Raw genomic sequence first — 15,172 nt, 5'->3', positions numbered from 1 at the left:
ACAAAATGAAAGGTTATGATAAATATTGTATTACCCGTAGATTTTGGGGACAAAACAGACCAACTGGTGGAAGGTGCCATAAAATTTGCAAAACAACTTAATGGTAGAATTTACCTGATCCATGTTGCACCATCAGATATCGGCTTTGCCATTGGTGATATGGGATTTCAATATTTTCCGGAAGTGGAAGCGAATGAAATCAGGGAAGAATTGGTTCAGCTTAATAAAATTGAGCAAAGAATCATCGCCCATGATATCGATTGTGAACATCTTTTAAAACAAGGATTGGCAAAAGATATCATCCTGGAACACGCCAAAGCAAAAAATGCAGATTATATTGTGATGGGATCACATGGGAGAAGCGGAATTTATGATGTCTTTGTAGGAAGTCTTACCAAAGGACTGACAAAAAGCTCAACTGTTCCTGTTTTAGTACTTCCTATCCACGACACGACTAAGTAAGAAAAAATTTTAATCGTTAGTAATAAAAAAACCGATCAAATAAATTATTTGATCGGTTTTTTACTATATAACCAATTAATTAACCTTCTTTTTTATAGATATTCGGATCGTAGTAAGGGTGCTTACCCTCTGTTGGAGAATAATAATCTTTATCTTTATCACCACCTAATGTTACTACCAGCACGTAGCACCAGTAAGTAAATAATACACAGCAAACTATAAATAGAATCCAGTTTAAAACATTTCCAAAAGCATCAAAGAACCCGAAACTCGATTTGAAAACTTTGCTTAAGAATAGAAAGAAAGACGTCATTATTTTCCTTTTTTAAATTAACTTTGTACAAATTTATAAAAAATGTTTAAATTACTTTCAAAAGAAAGCAATATTTTTTCAATTCCTGTTTATATTGGTTGTCTTCTTTTAGTAGTCGTAATATTTAACATACTGAATTTCAATACTTACGAAGCAATTATTGCCGGAATTACTTTTCTGGGAATTGCTTTGGGATATTTTTGTTTTCACAGCATTGCTCTTAATTATCAGACGCATCTTCCATTATTCTTATATACGTTTTTTATTTTTGGGCTGTATCCGGGTAATCTAGACATAGGAATTGCGGTTTCATTATTAACCAATTCCTTTCTGATCTTACTTTTAACCAGCGCAGATGAAGATATAAGGAAGAAGTCATATGTATTGGTAGGTGCCATCGTAGCATTAAACTTTATTTTCCTTCCAACCACCTGGCCGATGGCTGTTTTTGTAATTATTCATGTGGTGGCTACCTCTGCCAAAGTAGGGCTAAACCTGTTCAGATTCCTTTTAGGGGTTATTCTGATTACATTCAGTTATTTTTCTGTCATGTATTTCGTTCAGTTCACTACATGGAATATTGATTATTTTCCGTTTGGAAAGATGAAACCGGTGACAGATTATACAGAATTACTCCCTTTAATTCCTGTGGCATTGATGCTTATTTATGCCGTATATGACCATTTTCAAAATTATAATAAGAAAAGCCCGATAAGCAGATACAAATATACTTTTCTGCTGGTCTTTTCATTAGCTCAGCTTGTTACCATCATTTTATATATGAATAAAAGCTACGAATATTTGCTGCTTCTGGCATTTCCGTCAAGTATTATTCTAAGCAGAATGATGAGATTCTTACCCAAATATTGGATGCAGGAGGCCAGCTTATGGCTTATTATTTTGAGTTTACTTACCTTTAAAGCAGGTACGTATTTTGATTTATTTTAAAAAATTATGATTCAGATAGACGATAAATTGATTTCTGAGGAAATCTTTTCCGAAGAATTTGTGTGCAACCTTACCAAATGTAAGGGAGCATGTTGTGTAGAAGGTGATGTTGGAGCTCCACTGGACAAAAATGAGCTTGAAATACTGGACGGTATTTTTGACAAAATCAAACCTTATCTTACTCAGGAGGGCATTAAAGCTCTTGAGGAGCAAGGTACGTGGACTACTGATCCACACGACGGAATGTATGTTACTCCCATGGTAGAAAACCGTGAATGTGCTTATGTAACTTTTGATGATAAAGGAATTACAAAATGTGGTATTGAAAAAGCATATGAAGACGGTGCTGTAGACTGGCAAAAACCTATTTCATGTCATCTATACCCTATCCGTATTACAGAATATTCTGCATTTACGGCTTTAAATTATCATGAATGGAATGTATGCAGCGATGCCTGTACGCTTGGAAAAGAGCTTCAGGTTCCTGTTTATAAATTCCTGAAAACCCCATTGATCAGAAAGTACGGTGAAGAATTTTACTCCGTTCTGAGCGGAGCTGCTGATGAATGGAAGAAAGAATATGGTTCATAGATAATCTTCTTTACATAAAAAAGCCGGAATTATTAATTTCCGGCTTTTTTATATGTAAAGAATGAAAACTGCGTGACGGATAATGGAGATTATTAACACTAAAATTAATAATTGCTCTCAATAACTTCCGGCTTCCAGCCTCTGGCTTCTTACTTTTACCTATTTAAAATCAGCATCCGTTACTCCGGAATTAACTGTAATCTTAGTGGTTTTAATATTCACTTTCTGACCTGCCCCTTCTGCTTCTACATCTGCAGGAAATTGTAGCCCGTCTACAGCCATATAACTTTTTATCGTTACATTTCCTTCTCCGGCAATTGTCTTATATAAAAGTCCTGTAGCAGCATCAAAATAAAATTTTCCTTTATCTGAAGATAACACATTGTAGTCTTTACCATCTAGTTTTTCTACAGCAACATTTTGAAAAGCAGCTCCGTCAAAAGCTAGAGCATCCACCGGTTTTGCTTTTTTCAGTTCAGCAACTTTGTCTGCAGGGATTGCGGTTTTGTTTCCCATCTGATCAAAATATCCTTTTTCACCATCGAAAAACTGAACCATCTGCTGCCCCATAAGCGACTGTACAGACTTGAATTTGTTACCCATTTTTTTGGTAGTCATGTTAATTTCCATTCCTTGAGCAGACATGGTATTTTCCATATAAAGCGTTTTTACGCCTTCTAATTTTTCTTTTCCTCCCAATGCCTTAAAGTAATTATCTAATACTTCTTTAGCTGTTAAGGTTGATTTGGCAGCCTCCGTTTTTACAGAAGCGGCATCTTTCTTCTGAGCTGTTGCCGGAACGGAGAAAAGTACGGCACAGAAAAATGGAATGATGATCTTTTTCATATATATAATAAGTTTAAAGGGTAAATATATGAATATTGGCGGACATGGCTAAATATGAGTAATGAGTAATAAACAATAGGTAGTAAGTGATGATGAATAAATGATACTGAGAAGATTCAGAGAAAATTCAGAAAGGAATAGAAGTAAAAAAACCGCCAAAAATTGGCGGTTTTGAAATATTTATATCTGAGTATAATTATTTTTTAAGCTCTTCTAAAAATTCGTCGTGAGAAATTTTAGTTTCTTTTTTGCTCGCTTTTTCAAGAATTACATCTTTTAATTTAGCCATAGCTACTTCAGAAGAGATTTGTCTTACTTGCTCCTGATCTTTCAACATTTCAACAGCATATTTTTGGATCTCCTCATCACCTAAGTGGTGGATTCCGTAGATAGCCAATTGGTTTTTCACTAATTGCTCAGCTTGTGCCAATACATCAGCATAGTCAAGGTTGATTTCGTTATCAGTCATCAATTTACCTTCGATGATCTGGTATCTCAATTGGTTTTTCTCAGCTTCAAGGATTTCTTTAGCCTGATCTTCAGACTGGATGTTCTGGTTAGAGAACATTAACCATTTTACTAAGAAAGTTTCAGGAAGAGATACTTCTTCTTTTTCAGTAACTTGCTCTAATACTTTATTCACAAAGTGAACATCAGCATTTTGTTGGAAATACTCATCTAATTCAGTCTTAACTTTATCTTTAAGCTCGTCTTCAGATGTAATGTTTCCTTCTCCGTATACTTTGTCGAATAACTCCTGATTAAGTTCAGCTAAGTTTAATGAATAGAAGTCTTTTACTTTCACTTCAATTTCATTGTGGTGTAAGTGTTCTACTTCTTCTTTTCCGAATCCTAATTCTTTAGCTAATTCTTCATCACCTGCAAGAGTTTCTTTAGTTACTTTTACAGATCCATCCATTTTCAAAGCTTTTACTAATTTGAAAGCTTCTTTGTTTTCACCTGTAATGGTAACGTTCTTTGGGTGGTGGTGGTGCTCTCCTTCAGCATCTTCTTCCACAACTTGAGAAACTTCTAAAGCGATGTAAGAATCTTTAGTGATTTTATCTTGAGGAACCTGCTCAGCGAAACGCTTCTGCATATTTTCAATACTCTTGCTGATTTCTTTTTCAGAAGCTTCTACTTTGTAGTGAGGTGCTTCATATTTAGCTAAATCTATAGTGAATGCAGGCTCATATCCTACTTCGAAAGCAACTGTTACCTGATCAGCGTTGTAATCTAATTCGTTTACTGGCTGAGGAATAGGCTGACCAACTAATCTTAACTTGTTTTCGTTAACATAGCTGTTCAAAGCATCAGAAACCTGTCTGTTGATTTCTTCAAATGCAATTCCTGCTTCATATTGTTTTTTAACCATACTCAAAGGCACTTTCCCTTTTCTGAATCCAGGAACTTGCGCATTTTTAGCATAATTAATCAATTGCTTTTCTACTTTTTCTTTGTAGTCAGATTTCTCCAATGTTACAGTAAGTAATGCACTTACATCATCATGGTTTTGTGCGGTAACCTTCATTATTGATTAAAATTTTAGGTTGCAAAAATATGAATTTTTTATTAGAATCACTCATTTAAAATCAACTAATACAGCCAAATATTGTTAAATAAAAAACCGCCGAGATTTTCGGCGGTATAAACAAGATTAATTATCCTTAATTGCTTAAGTTATATTTAGCTTCGGCATCAGTTTCCCCTCCTGTTACGCTTCCCCAGGCAGTTCCTGATTTAGCGTCATTTACACTTTGTGGAGAGTGAATAAGTGTTAATTTTAGGAATGGTGCATCCCCATTCACTGCTTTTGTAACAGTCCATTTTGTTCTTAGTCCTACTCTTTTTCCATCATTTCTTAAATCACTTCCATCCAATCTTTCTACTGTAATATCAGACTTTGGAAAATCAAAAATAAGAAAGTGCTCATTTTTAGCATCAATAATTTCCTTCGTAGCATCTTCACTTCCATTTCTGAATTTTGCTTCAACAGTATAGCTCTTTCCATCTTTAAGAGGTATAGTAGGTATTCCTCCGGCTCCGATACTGTAGTCATATGGAATTGTATTTGTAGTTCCATCTTCAGTCACCAACAGTACGATGTTTGTAAGCTCTTCCTGAGGAAGGTCATCTTCTTCCGCAGAACCATTTCTCTGGCAAGAAATAACCGTAGTAACAGTAATAAATAAGACAGCTAATAATTTGATTATATTTTTAGTATTGAATTGTTTGTTCATTGTTAATAAATTTAAAATTTGTAAAATTTTGATTGAATAGTTTTAAAAAAAATCTTTAGAATTTGTACCTAAAGTTTAAAATAAAGTTTCTTCCCGGTTCATCTGCAAAGAATCTCAAACGATTCAGGTACTCCCTGTAAGAAGTATTGAAAAGATTGTTTACAATAAGTCCTGCCGAAAAGTTTTTGCTGATATTGATTCCTGTTTGAATATTCCATAGTGAATATCCACTTGGCGGTGTACTGATATCAAGCATTTTATCCACCAGTTCTCCATTTACATAAAGTTCCAACGGCACATTTCGAATCGGGAATCTGGTTTGTTTTAGGAATGTTTGATTTTCAACGGTGAAATAAAAATTATTCCATTCTTGTTTTTTAAACTGCAATGCATTGGAAAAGTTTGGTGGCATCATTAGAATCAACGGTTCGTTGTTCGTATCATCCTGTCCATAGACATAGCTTCCTCTCCCTACATAAGTCAAATCATCTGTCAGTTTCCAGTTAACATCCAAATCCACCCCATACATTTTCGCATCAATCTGCTGGTATACCCATTCTGGGAACACTCCTCTGATTGTCCCTTTTATACCTACCGGAACTTCATTAATGAAATTTTTTGTGATGAAGAAATAAGGATTTACAGAAACATTCAAGCCTTTCAGAATATTAAACTTTGAGTCTATATTCAAGTTAAACTGATGTCCCTGCTCATTTTTTAGCCCCATATCTCCAGTTTCGATCACTCCAGCTGAGTGATGCAGACCATCTGAAAATAATTCCGCTACATTTGGAGCCCGCCCTACTTTTGCATAATTAAATTTCACATCAAAATTTGCATTAGGACGATATTCCAACCCTGCATTGAAGGAAACATTATTATAATTAAGTTGAGGACGTGTCAAAACTCTGTTTTGATCTGTTTTTACATAAAATTGGGGATAAGTATCTGCATAGGATTTCTCCCAGTCACTTTTATCGTACCATTTGGTCACATCATAACGGGTGAAGTCATATCTTGCTCCTGCCTCAAAATTAAATTCAGAAGAAATTTTGTATTTGAAAACAGAATAAGCTCCTGCAGAATATTTATCATAATTCGGGATCAGACGTCTTGCCTTTGTCGCCGGGTCTGAATAATTATTCTGAAAACCGGCATCAATCCCTGTTTCTAATGACCATTTTCCTCTTTCTATCAGATCATTGATATTAAACTGGTGGGTCATCAGTTCCAAATCAAGAGCCGGTGTATCTTTCAATTCACCTCTTCTGATATCATATTCCTGTCTGTGATTATACTGATAACTGTATGTAGCCGACAGTTTTCCGATATTTTCAAATCTTTTGAAAGCCGAAACTTTGGCAATATGATGTTCAACGACCTGTCTTGGATTATCAATATCATAACTGAACTTACCAGAATACACTGGAGGGTTTGCATTCATTGCTCTATCATAATCCCCGGTTGTAGAGACATGTGAATCTCTTAAAATCCCAATATTTTGATTGGTCAAATAATAGTCGAAAGAAATTCCCCTTTCAAAAGTATTATTCTGAACGGTAAAATTAAATGATGAAAAATCCATTCCTGTATTTTTCAAATTATAATCCGGAGCGCTCTGATCTCCTAATTTTTTGATGCTTCCCCCGGATTTTATGGCCCAACCATTCTTCCATATTCTGGCAACATCTACATCAAGTCCCAGCCCTCTTCCGTTGGAAATTCCCGTAAGTCCTATTGAACCTTTAAGAGTATCTTTTTTAGGAAAAACTTCTGGTTCCAGTACTACTACTCCCCCTATGGCATCACTACCATACTTCAGGGCAGAGGCTCCTTTGATCACATCAATATGCTGAAAATTATTAATATCAACATTGGGAGCATGTTCTACTCCCCATTCCTGCTCTGCCAATCGTACTCCATTATTTAAAATGCTGATACGACTTCCATAAAGACCATGAATAACCGGCTTTGAAATATTATTTCCAGTTTTCAGAGCAGTTACCCCTGAGATTTTAGATAACAAGTTTCCAAGATTATCTGTAGAGTTTTTCTCTATATCCGATTTACTAAGTGTCTTGATTACCAATGAACCATTATTTTTATGATTTCCATGTATGGTAATGGTTTCAATATCATTACTGTGATGCTCCAGTGTAATGACCAGATGTACATCCTGATCAACTCCTATATTTTCAGTATAATCATTGCAATCAGGATGTTTTGCAATGAGTGTATACTTCCCTGCAGGGACTTTATCAAAGGAGAACACTCCTTTTTTATTTGTTTTGGCTGTAAGATTCCCAATTTTCACCACTGCATTTTCCAACATGGTTTTATCATGAAAATCCTGAACCGTTCCTTGTACAGTATACGTTTTCTGTGCACTCGTAAATGCTGATCCACAAAAGATCAACAACAGGCAATATATCAATTTCATTGTAAAATAGATTGATTGCGTACCCTTTTAATAATAGGTACATTTTTCGTTAAAATTTATTGAATGGGCTTGGATTCATAATACAATGCGTGATATGCATGTAAAATGTATTATTAATAATGACAATCGTGAAGTTAAATATAGTAAAAGTAAGTAACTGAGTAATTTTAATTAGTATTACTACTTACGCAAAACCAGCAGTTGCTTTTTCAACTACTTTAGACATTAAACTTCAAATCTTGAACATAAAACTCTAGAAAACAGAGCTATAAACCCAATAAGAATGTATTGTTTAGGAAATTGTGGGCGGTCCCCGAAGTTGAAAGGTAAATTTGGTCTGAGACCAGATTTTTTCCTGAATAGCAATAATTTGCTTTACTTCGTGCGTATAATGCTCAAAGCTAAAGCTAAATTCTTCAGGAGCTAATGTGTGTCCGGTCACCAAAAAGTGGCAGGCCAGACAGTCACCCGCTTTCTCTTTAGTAACGGCTTTCGTCACAGAATTTTCGACTTTTTTAAAGTTAAATGCCTTAAAATAATCTACCGATTCGTGGTGGTGAAAGCTCTGAGAAAGCAGCGCGATGAAGTACACCCCAAACAATAGCCTGGAGATAAATACTTTTAAGTTTCTGCTTTCTTTAATCATGGTTCAAAATTATGAAAATAATTTAATTTTCAGCTACAACTTCTATTAAATTACTTTTACAGTTCACTATTGATAAGTAGAAAACTATATTTTGTTACAAAAAAAAGCTTCATAAAGTAAATTATGAAGCTTTTATATGATTAATTAATCAAGTTGGGTTCCTAAGTATTCCCATTCCTGTAGAGCATTATCCAGCTCTTCTTTAGCTTTATTGTAGTTTTCTAAAGTTTCATCGGAAGGATTTTCTTTAGCGAAAGAAGCTTCCATTTCTTCTACTTTAGCTTCAAGTTCGGAAATTTTCTCTTCTACTTTCTTAATTTTATTCTGAATATTTTTTTGTTCCTTACTGACAATATTAGATCCCTGACTATTGCTAACAACAGGTTTTTCTTCTACTTTCTTAGGTTCTTCCTTCACATCACTATGAAGTTTCGCCTTTTCTGCGGAAATCTCTCTGATGGTTTCTTTTTGTCTGTACTCAAGATATTCATTGATGTCTCCAAGGAATTCTTTCATCTTCCCGTCACGGAATTCATAAATTTTATCACAAAGTCCCTGCAGGAATTCTCTGTCGTGAGAGATTACGATCAATGTCCCTTCAAAATTCTGTAATGCCAACTTAATGATCTCCTTAGACTGAATATCCAAATGGTTGGTAGGTTCATCCATAATCAATGTATTGAAAGGACGAAGTAACAGTTTACAAAGTGCCAGACGGTTTCTCTCCCCTCCGGAAAGTACTTTCGTTTTCTTGCTAACAGCATCTCCCTGGAACAGGAAAGATCCTAATAGGTCTCTTACTCTTGGTCTGGTTTCTTCTGTAGCAGCATCTTCCGCTTCTTCAAGAACCGTTTTATTAGGTGTTAAAACCTCTTCCTGATTTTGGGCAAAATACCCGATATTTACATTATGTCCAAGATTCCAGGCACCTGAATAATCTTTGATGTCTCCAGCTAAGATTTTAGCCAGGGTTGTTTTTCCCTGTCCATTCTGTCCTAGAAGTGCAATTCTGTCTCCTCTTTGAACAATAAAATCTACGTCGTCAAAAATCTGTTTCTGACCATAAGCTTTCCCAAGATTTTCTGCTTCAAAGATCACTTTCCCTGGAACCATAGACTGTACGAAACGGATATTGAATTTTGAAACGTCTTCATTATCCACTTCAATACGCTCAATTTTGTCTAATTTCTTAATAAGGGATTGTGCAAAAGAAGCTTTGGTAGCACTTGCACGGAACTTATTAATGTTATCTTCCATCTGCTTGATTTCCGCATCCTGATTCTTTTTAGCCTGAATCAGTTTTTCACGGCGGTCTTCGCGCATAACAAGATATTTGGTATAATTGGCTTTATAGTCATCAACCTTCTTATTATTGATATCAAAAGTACGGTTACAAACAGCAGTCATGAACTGTTTATCGTGACTTACAAGAACAATGGCTCCAGGATAATCTTTTAAGAAGTTTTCCAGCCAGATAATAGATTCCATATCCAGGTGGTTGGTAGGCTCATCGAGAAGCATAATGTCATTCTTTTGAAGAAGCAGTTTTGCCAATTCGATTCTCATTCTCCACCCTCCTGAAAATTCATCAGTAATTTTTTGAAAATCATCAGCTTTAAATCCTAAACCAAACAATACTTTTTCCATATCGCCTTCCAGATTGTAGGCATCATGGTTCATTAAAAGGTCATTCAGTTCGGTCATTTTATTAATCAAATCCGCATAGGAATCACTTTCGTAATCGGTTCTGATTGTCATTTGGTGATTAACCTCTTCGAGCTCATTTTTCCATGCATTAATTTGCTCAAAAGCCTGCATCGTTTCAGCCCAAACGGTTCTTCCTTTCACGAAATCAAGATCCTGCTTCAGGAAACCAATGGTAATGCTTCCTTCTTTAACCACTTCTCCTTCGTAGAAGTTAATTTCTCCGGACAGCATTTTCAATAAAGTAGATTTTCCTGCCCCATTTTTTCCTACGAGCCCTACTTTATCATCCTTTTTAATGGTGAAATTTACGTTTTGAAATAAATAATTTCCTGAATGATGTAATCCTAAACTTTGAACCGAAAGCATTTTAATTGATAATTAGTAATGAATAATGAATTTTCGGGTGCAAAAATACGGAAAAAGAAATGAATAGCCCAGAAATAAAAAAACTGACCATTTTGGCTGGTTTTTTATCCGTCAATTTTCCAGTAAGGTTTATTAAAAAACATTCAGAAGCTATGCTATTATGTACGAAATTTAAAATTCAGTAATTCTAAAAAGAGGTATTATCGATAAAGGGAACATCTAAAACGATGCTCCCTAACCTAAATTTAAAACTAAAAAGAAGTGAGATTAATTATTGATTTCATCCAGTTTTGTTGTTTTAGTCTTGATAACTGAACGAGTCCAGATATCATTATTGGGAACACTTGTTCCGTAAAGAAAGTCAGCTACAAAACTGTCTTCAGGAAGATGAAGTTCGGCAGAAAGTCTTGCATGACTGTTTTGGTCTACAATAGTACTGCTTGAAACATTCAGTCCGTTGTTGAGAAGTTCAACATTCATTTCATATTCGGATCGTTTTGATAAACCATCGTGATAAAGCCCGAAATTTGCAGCAATATGGATATAATCGGCCAGTTTACTGTAATTGTATTTTGGTCTTTTATCTAGGGAAAGGTCTTTTATATACATCGTCATTTCTTCATATAAACTTTCTAACAAAGGATGTCTGCTATAATCTGTCTCCAAATCTTTTCCTGACGTAAAAACGGGTGAAATTTCATTGGTTTCTTTCAGCATCAGTTTCCCATATAGTTTTGAGAGTTCATTGTAAACTTTATCTCTGCAGACATAAGCTTTAGAAAAAGCATCTTTTCTTTCCACTCCGAATCCGGAAAGTAAGGCATTCCATATTTTATTTCCTTCAGTATTCGCTTTTCTGCTTCTTATATTTTGAACATAATTCTTCAGATCCTCTGTATTGGCAAAATCTGTAGATATATATACAGATTGTGGTCCTTCCAGATACCCACCTCCAATATCTGCATGGGCTCCCGGAACAAAAATTTCTTTCCAAACGGCAGTCGTATTCCTGAACTGATAATCCTGCATCATTTTTGAATTTTCAAAAAATCCCGTCAGTGGAAAAAAGAATCGGCATTCATTGATTGCACAGATATGCAATACATTTTCCACATGATAAGCCCCACTAAGATCATATGTATTAAATGGTTTGGACTCTACCGTATCAAAAGCTCCCAAAAACTTCACTTTAATCTTAGCTAAAGAATAGTTGGAGAAAAGCCAATGACTAAAAGTTCTGGCCAGCATTCCTCCTCTTCCGAAACCATATAAATAAAAATGATATTCACAGTCTACATCATGAATAATCTTCTGTACAAAGTTTTCTGCTTTCTGAAGTTTATCATCTGAAGAATATCCTTTTCCATAAGGTGGATTGGCACATGTTGTGATGGCAAAATTGCTATCCTCCCCGCCTGAAACGGTTCCTATTCCCTCAATATATATTTTTTCGTTACCGATAAATAACTTGTATAATTTATAGATATTGGTAAATGCCCCATGATAGCTTTCATTATTATTCAGTGGTTTATCTGCTGAAAGTGCATTTACTCCATTATTTCCTGTGCCGTCAAAGAAAATTCCGACGGAAATCACTCTACTGTCATTCATTCTGTTGTTAATTTTTTATGACAGATCTTCTCTGTACATTTATGTTTTTATTTAAAATCCCTCAAAGAGACATTCCAAAATAACGGAAGAAAGAGCAGTTTGACTAGAGTGAAAAGTACCAAATAAAAAATTCCGTATTTCTACGGAATCCAATCAAATTTTTTCGAGTGAGTAAATATTGTTTACAATAGCATAAATGACTATTCCCACAGTATTTTTGGCACCTATTTTTTCAAGAATACGTTGTCTGTGACTTTCAACGGTCCTGGGGCTGATAAAAAGTTTCTCACCAATTTCATTGTTTGTAAATTCCTGGCAGATCAATTTTACAACATCTTTTTCTCTTTCAGACAACTCATCTTCAGTTTCAAAGAGTGAATTTTTCTTGGCTGAACTGTTCATATAGGTAAACAACATCTGATGATCTTCAGCCGTAAAGTAAACTCCATTTTTATCAACCATCGTAATGGCATCAATAAAGGTTTTCTTATCTGAGTTTTTAGGAAGGAAAGCTGAGACGCCCAACTTAACCATATATCCTAAAACGGATGTTTTGTAGTGGGAAGAAAGAATAATGATTTTAAGATCCGGATATTTTTCTTTGAGAATTTCTACCAGCTCAAAACCATTCATCGGCTTCATCTGAATATCTACCAATGCTATATCTGGAAATTCTTTTTCTGAAAGTTTTTCCAGATATTCTATAAAATCAGGTCCGTTATCTGCAGTGAGACATACAGATATATTTTTTTCATTGGACAGCAGCATTTTTACCCCTTCAAGGATTAGCTGTTCATCATCAATCAGTGCTATTTTGATTTGGGAACTCATGATGTTTCGGAATTTTAATGATTAAACGACTTCCTTTATTTAAAAAAGATTTTTTCCATTTATGAAGGGCATTCATCGATTTGATCCTGGATTCGATGTTCTTAATTCCCATCCCTTTTTTCACTTCTTCATATTCGAATCCTTGTCCATTGTCTGAAATAACGACCGCCATATTTTGTGGATAATCTTTAATGTAAATCCAAAGATCCGTCGCTGTTGAGTGCTTAATGACATTGGTAGTAAACTCCTGAATGATCCGGTACAGCTGTACTTCTACAAAGAGATCCTTCTTTTCATATCCGGGCATTACCTGCATGGATATATTAATTTTGTGAGAAAGGTTGGCGATGAGTTCTTCTACATATAAAACCAATCCCACCGATTCAAGATTAACAGGATATAATGAATGGGAAATACTTCTGGCAGCATCAATCAGTGAAGACATCTGGCTGTAAATATTTTTTTTAATCAAATCATCTCCCCTGGTATCCAGATTATTAAGCCATAAGGAAAGGATATTGAGTCTGTTTCCTATATCATCGTGAATCATCACGGCTATTCTTTTACGTTCTTCTTCCTGGGCCTTGATGTTTTCCAATGCCAGCTTTTTCTGATGAAGAACTTCTGCTTCATGCTGTACATTTTTTTCCTTGATAATCCTGCTTATAAAAGTTCTGTAGGCAAGCAGAATAAAAGATACTATAATTGCTATGGTAACAATTATAAGAATCAAAAGGTTGATATTTAAGGTTACTTCTTTAATCGGATGAAGGTGTATATAAGTGAACAGTATAAAATACTTGAAAACACGTTATTGGCACTGAAAAGAATATAATAATTATTTTCTGAAAGATTGGCGATCTGATGCTGAATGATAAAAATAAATACTGAAACGGAATAATAGAAAAAAATACTGGCATCTACCCATAGAAAACGATTCTGGTCTGATGTCTTTTTAATTTCATTAATCAGAGCAACTCCTGAAAGGCAGATGATAATGATATTGGAAACCACCTTTGCAATATCGGCATTGACAGGATAGTCAAAACTATATTTTGAGATCATAAAACTCACTGCAATTACAGCTCCCAATCCTAAAAGATATTTAGGCCAATTCAGCTTTCTGACAAACAGGCCTGTCAATAAAAAAAACTCTCCGGCAATGTAGAACGGATAAAGAAATGAGGTATCATTAAGCCTGAATACGTAAGGCAGAGCAAGATTCAGTAATTCAATAAAAAACAGAAAAGCAATACAATAAAAATATTGCTTTTCCTTAAGATTTAATATGCGGTATTTAATAGCTCCCAACACTATAACAGCCAGAAGCAATCCGTAGTTTAGGAATAAAATCGTCTTATAAAGATCTGCCATTCCTTTTATTTATTATTTTAAAATTCACCTTCCATTCCTGGTATACGGCAGATAGGTGGACATGGTTTTGCCCAGTCATACATATTGGAAATTGTCTCTGCACGTTGTGAGTTTTGAAGATCTTCGCGGAAAGAAATGAAAATAAGAGTTACCAACATTTTTCCATATACTTTATTGTACTTAAGCCCGAAAGAACACTTAATTTCTCTCAGCCCAGGATCTGAAAGACATAGATCTGCAGTAGGTACATAAAATCTTTTAAAGATGCCCAATCCTTTAGATTCCTCATGCTCTTTATAAAACCAATCCATTCCTGATTCTCTCCAGGTTTCAATAGCTTCTATAGCAATATCCTGATCTAAAATAGGTTTATTGGATATAGGGAAAGCCATATCTGAATTTTGCTCTACTTTTTCAAGTCCTTTCGAAAGAATGGCATTTTTAACAATAGTATATTCCTGAACTTCCTGGAGTTTTACATCTTCATTAAGCTCAGTAAGAACACTGAAAGGATATTCTTTTTGATCTATTCTGTCTCCCTTCTCATTCATAGGGTAAAAAATCAAGATTACCTGATCTTTCCAAATTCCCATTGCTGCACAGAACTCAGGATAGTCTTTATAACTTTTCATCCAATTGAGTGGGCCATCTGCAATATTAAAGACATAATTAGTAGGAAGTAAATCTTTTATTTTGAAAAAATTGCAACGGCAAAGTTCCCATTCGTCTGCAGCAGCTTTACAATCTCCTACAGGAAGCAAATAATCTACGATGTTTAATGTTGTCATAAGCATGGT

Annotated in this window: 15 protein-coding genes; 3 read left to right on the top strand and 12 right to left on the bottom strand. The window is 34.9% G+C overall.

Annotated elements, in window-relative coordinates; translation table 11 throughout:
• Positions 1 to 15 precede the first annotated feature (15 nt).
• A complete protein-coding gene (locus tag EG344_RS15750; protein WP_123910227.1) occupies positions 16 to 462 on the top strand; it encodes a universal stress protein in 447 nt (148 codons plus the stop codon).
• Between the two features lie 79 nt (positions 463 to 541).
• Here EG344_RS15750 and EG344_RS15745 read toward each other — a convergent pair whose 3' ends face one another.
• A complete protein-coding gene (locus tag EG344_RS15745) occupies positions 542 to 775 on the bottom strand; it encodes a DUF6341 family protein (RefSeq protein WP_123910226.1) in 234 nt (77 codons plus the stop codon).
• A gap of 42 nt (positions 776 to 817) precedes the next feature.
• On the opposite strand from EG344_RS15745, the gene EG344_RS15740 reads away from it, so the two are divergent.
• Together EG344_RS15740 and EG344_RS15735 are read left to right on the top strand one after the other, a co-directional pair.
• A complete protein-coding gene (locus tag EG344_RS15740) occupies positions 818 to 1,723 on the top strand; it encodes a DUF6427 family protein (RefSeq protein WP_123910225.1) in 906 nt (301 codons plus the stop codon).
• A 6-nt stretch (positions 1,724 to 1,729) separates the two neighbouring features.
• Positions 1,730 to 2,314 (top strand): DUF3109 family protein, encoded by a 585-nt coding sequence (locus EG344_RS15735; protein WP_123910224.1) that lies wholly within the window; start codon positions 1,730 to 1,732, stop codon positions 2,312 to 2,314.
• A gap of 159 nt (positions 2,315 to 2,473) precedes the next feature.
• Here EG344_RS15735 and EG344_RS15730 read toward each other — a convergent pair whose 3' ends face one another.
• The 11 genes from EG344_RS15730 to EG344_RS15680 all read right to left on the bottom strand — a co-directional run bounded on the left by EG344_RS15730 (position 2,474) and on the right by EG344_RS15680 (position 15,163).
• Complete coding sequence (locus tag EG344_RS15730; protein ID WP_123910223.1) at positions 2,474 to 3,160, bottom strand: hypothetical protein; 687 nt, start codon at positions 3,158 to 3,160, stop codon at positions 2,474 to 2,476.
• A 196-nt stretch (positions 3,161 to 3,356) separates the two neighbouring features.
• Positions 3,357 to 4,691 carry a trigger factor gene (locus EG344_RS15725; protein WP_123910222.1) on the bottom strand — a complete coding sequence of 445 codons (1,335 nt, stop codon included), beginning with the start codon at positions 4,689 to 4,691 and terminating at the stop codon, positions 3,357 to 3,359.
• A 136-nt stretch (positions 4,692 to 4,827) separates the two neighbouring features.
• A complete protein-coding gene (locus tag EG344_RS15720; RefSeq protein WP_123910221.1) occupies positions 4,828 to 5,400 on the bottom strand; it encodes a hypothetical protein in 573 nt (190 codons plus the stop codon).
• A gap of 55 nt (positions 5,401 to 5,455) precedes the next feature.
• Entirely contained in the window at positions 5,456 to 7,840 is a 2,385-nt protein-coding gene (locus EG344_RS15715) for a TonB-dependent receptor (RefSeq protein WP_123910220.1), read from the bottom strand.
• A gap of 292 nt (positions 7,841 to 8,132) precedes the next feature.
• On the bottom strand, positions 8,133 to 8,486 hold the full coding sequence (locus EG344_RS15710) for a hypothetical protein (RefSeq protein ID WP_123910219.1): 354 nt from the start codon (positions 8,484 to 8,486) through the stop codon (positions 8,133 to 8,135).
• Positions 8,487 to 8,630: 144 nt separating this feature from the next.
• Positions 8,631 to 10,559: an ABC-F family ATP-binding cassette domain-containing protein gene (locus EG344_RS15705; protein WP_123910218.1), complete on the bottom strand. Its 1,929-nt coding sequence runs from the start codon at positions 10,557 to 10,559 to the stop codon at positions 8,631 to 8,633.
• A 267-nt stretch (positions 10,560 to 10,826) separates the two neighbouring features.
• Positions 10,827 to 12,170: a T6SS phospholipase effector Tle1-like catalytic domain-containing protein gene (locus EG344_RS15700; protein WP_123910217.1), complete on the bottom strand. Its 1,344-nt coding sequence runs from the start codon at positions 12,168 to 12,170 to the stop codon at positions 10,827 to 10,829.
• 153 nt (positions 12,171 to 12,323) lie between these two features.
• Positions 12,324 to 13,001, bottom strand: a complete 678-nt coding sequence (locus tag EG344_RS15695) for a response regulator transcription factor (protein WP_123910216.1) — start codon at positions 12,999 to 13,001, stop codon at positions 12,324 to 12,326.
• A complete protein-coding gene (locus EG344_RS15690) occupies positions 12,970 to 13,734 on the bottom strand; it encodes a sensor histidine kinase (RefSeq protein ID WP_228412749.1) in 765 nt (254 codons plus the stop codon). Before EG344_RS15690 ends, EG344_RS15695 begins: the two co-directional genes overlap by 32 nt.
• A 17-nt stretch (positions 13,735 to 13,751) precedes the next feature.
• Entirely contained in the window at positions 13,752 to 14,375 is a 624-nt protein-coding gene (locus EG344_RS15685) for a hypothetical protein (protein WP_123910215.1), read from the bottom strand.
• Positions 14,376 to 14,392: 17 nt separating this feature from the next.
• Entirely contained in the window at positions 14,393 to 15,163 is a 771-nt protein-coding gene (locus tag EG344_RS15680; RefSeq protein ID WP_228412748.1) for a hypothetical protein, read from the bottom strand.
• Between the last annotated feature and the right edge of the window lie 9 nt (positions 15,164 to 15,172).

The sequence above is a fragment of the Chryseobacterium sp. G0162 genome (genome assembly GCF_003815715.1).
Taxonomy (GTDB): domain Bacteria; phylum Bacteroidota; class Bacteroidia; order Flavobacteriales; family Weeksellaceae; genus Chryseobacterium.
This window is presented reverse-complemented; position numbering and strand designations above follow the sequence as displayed.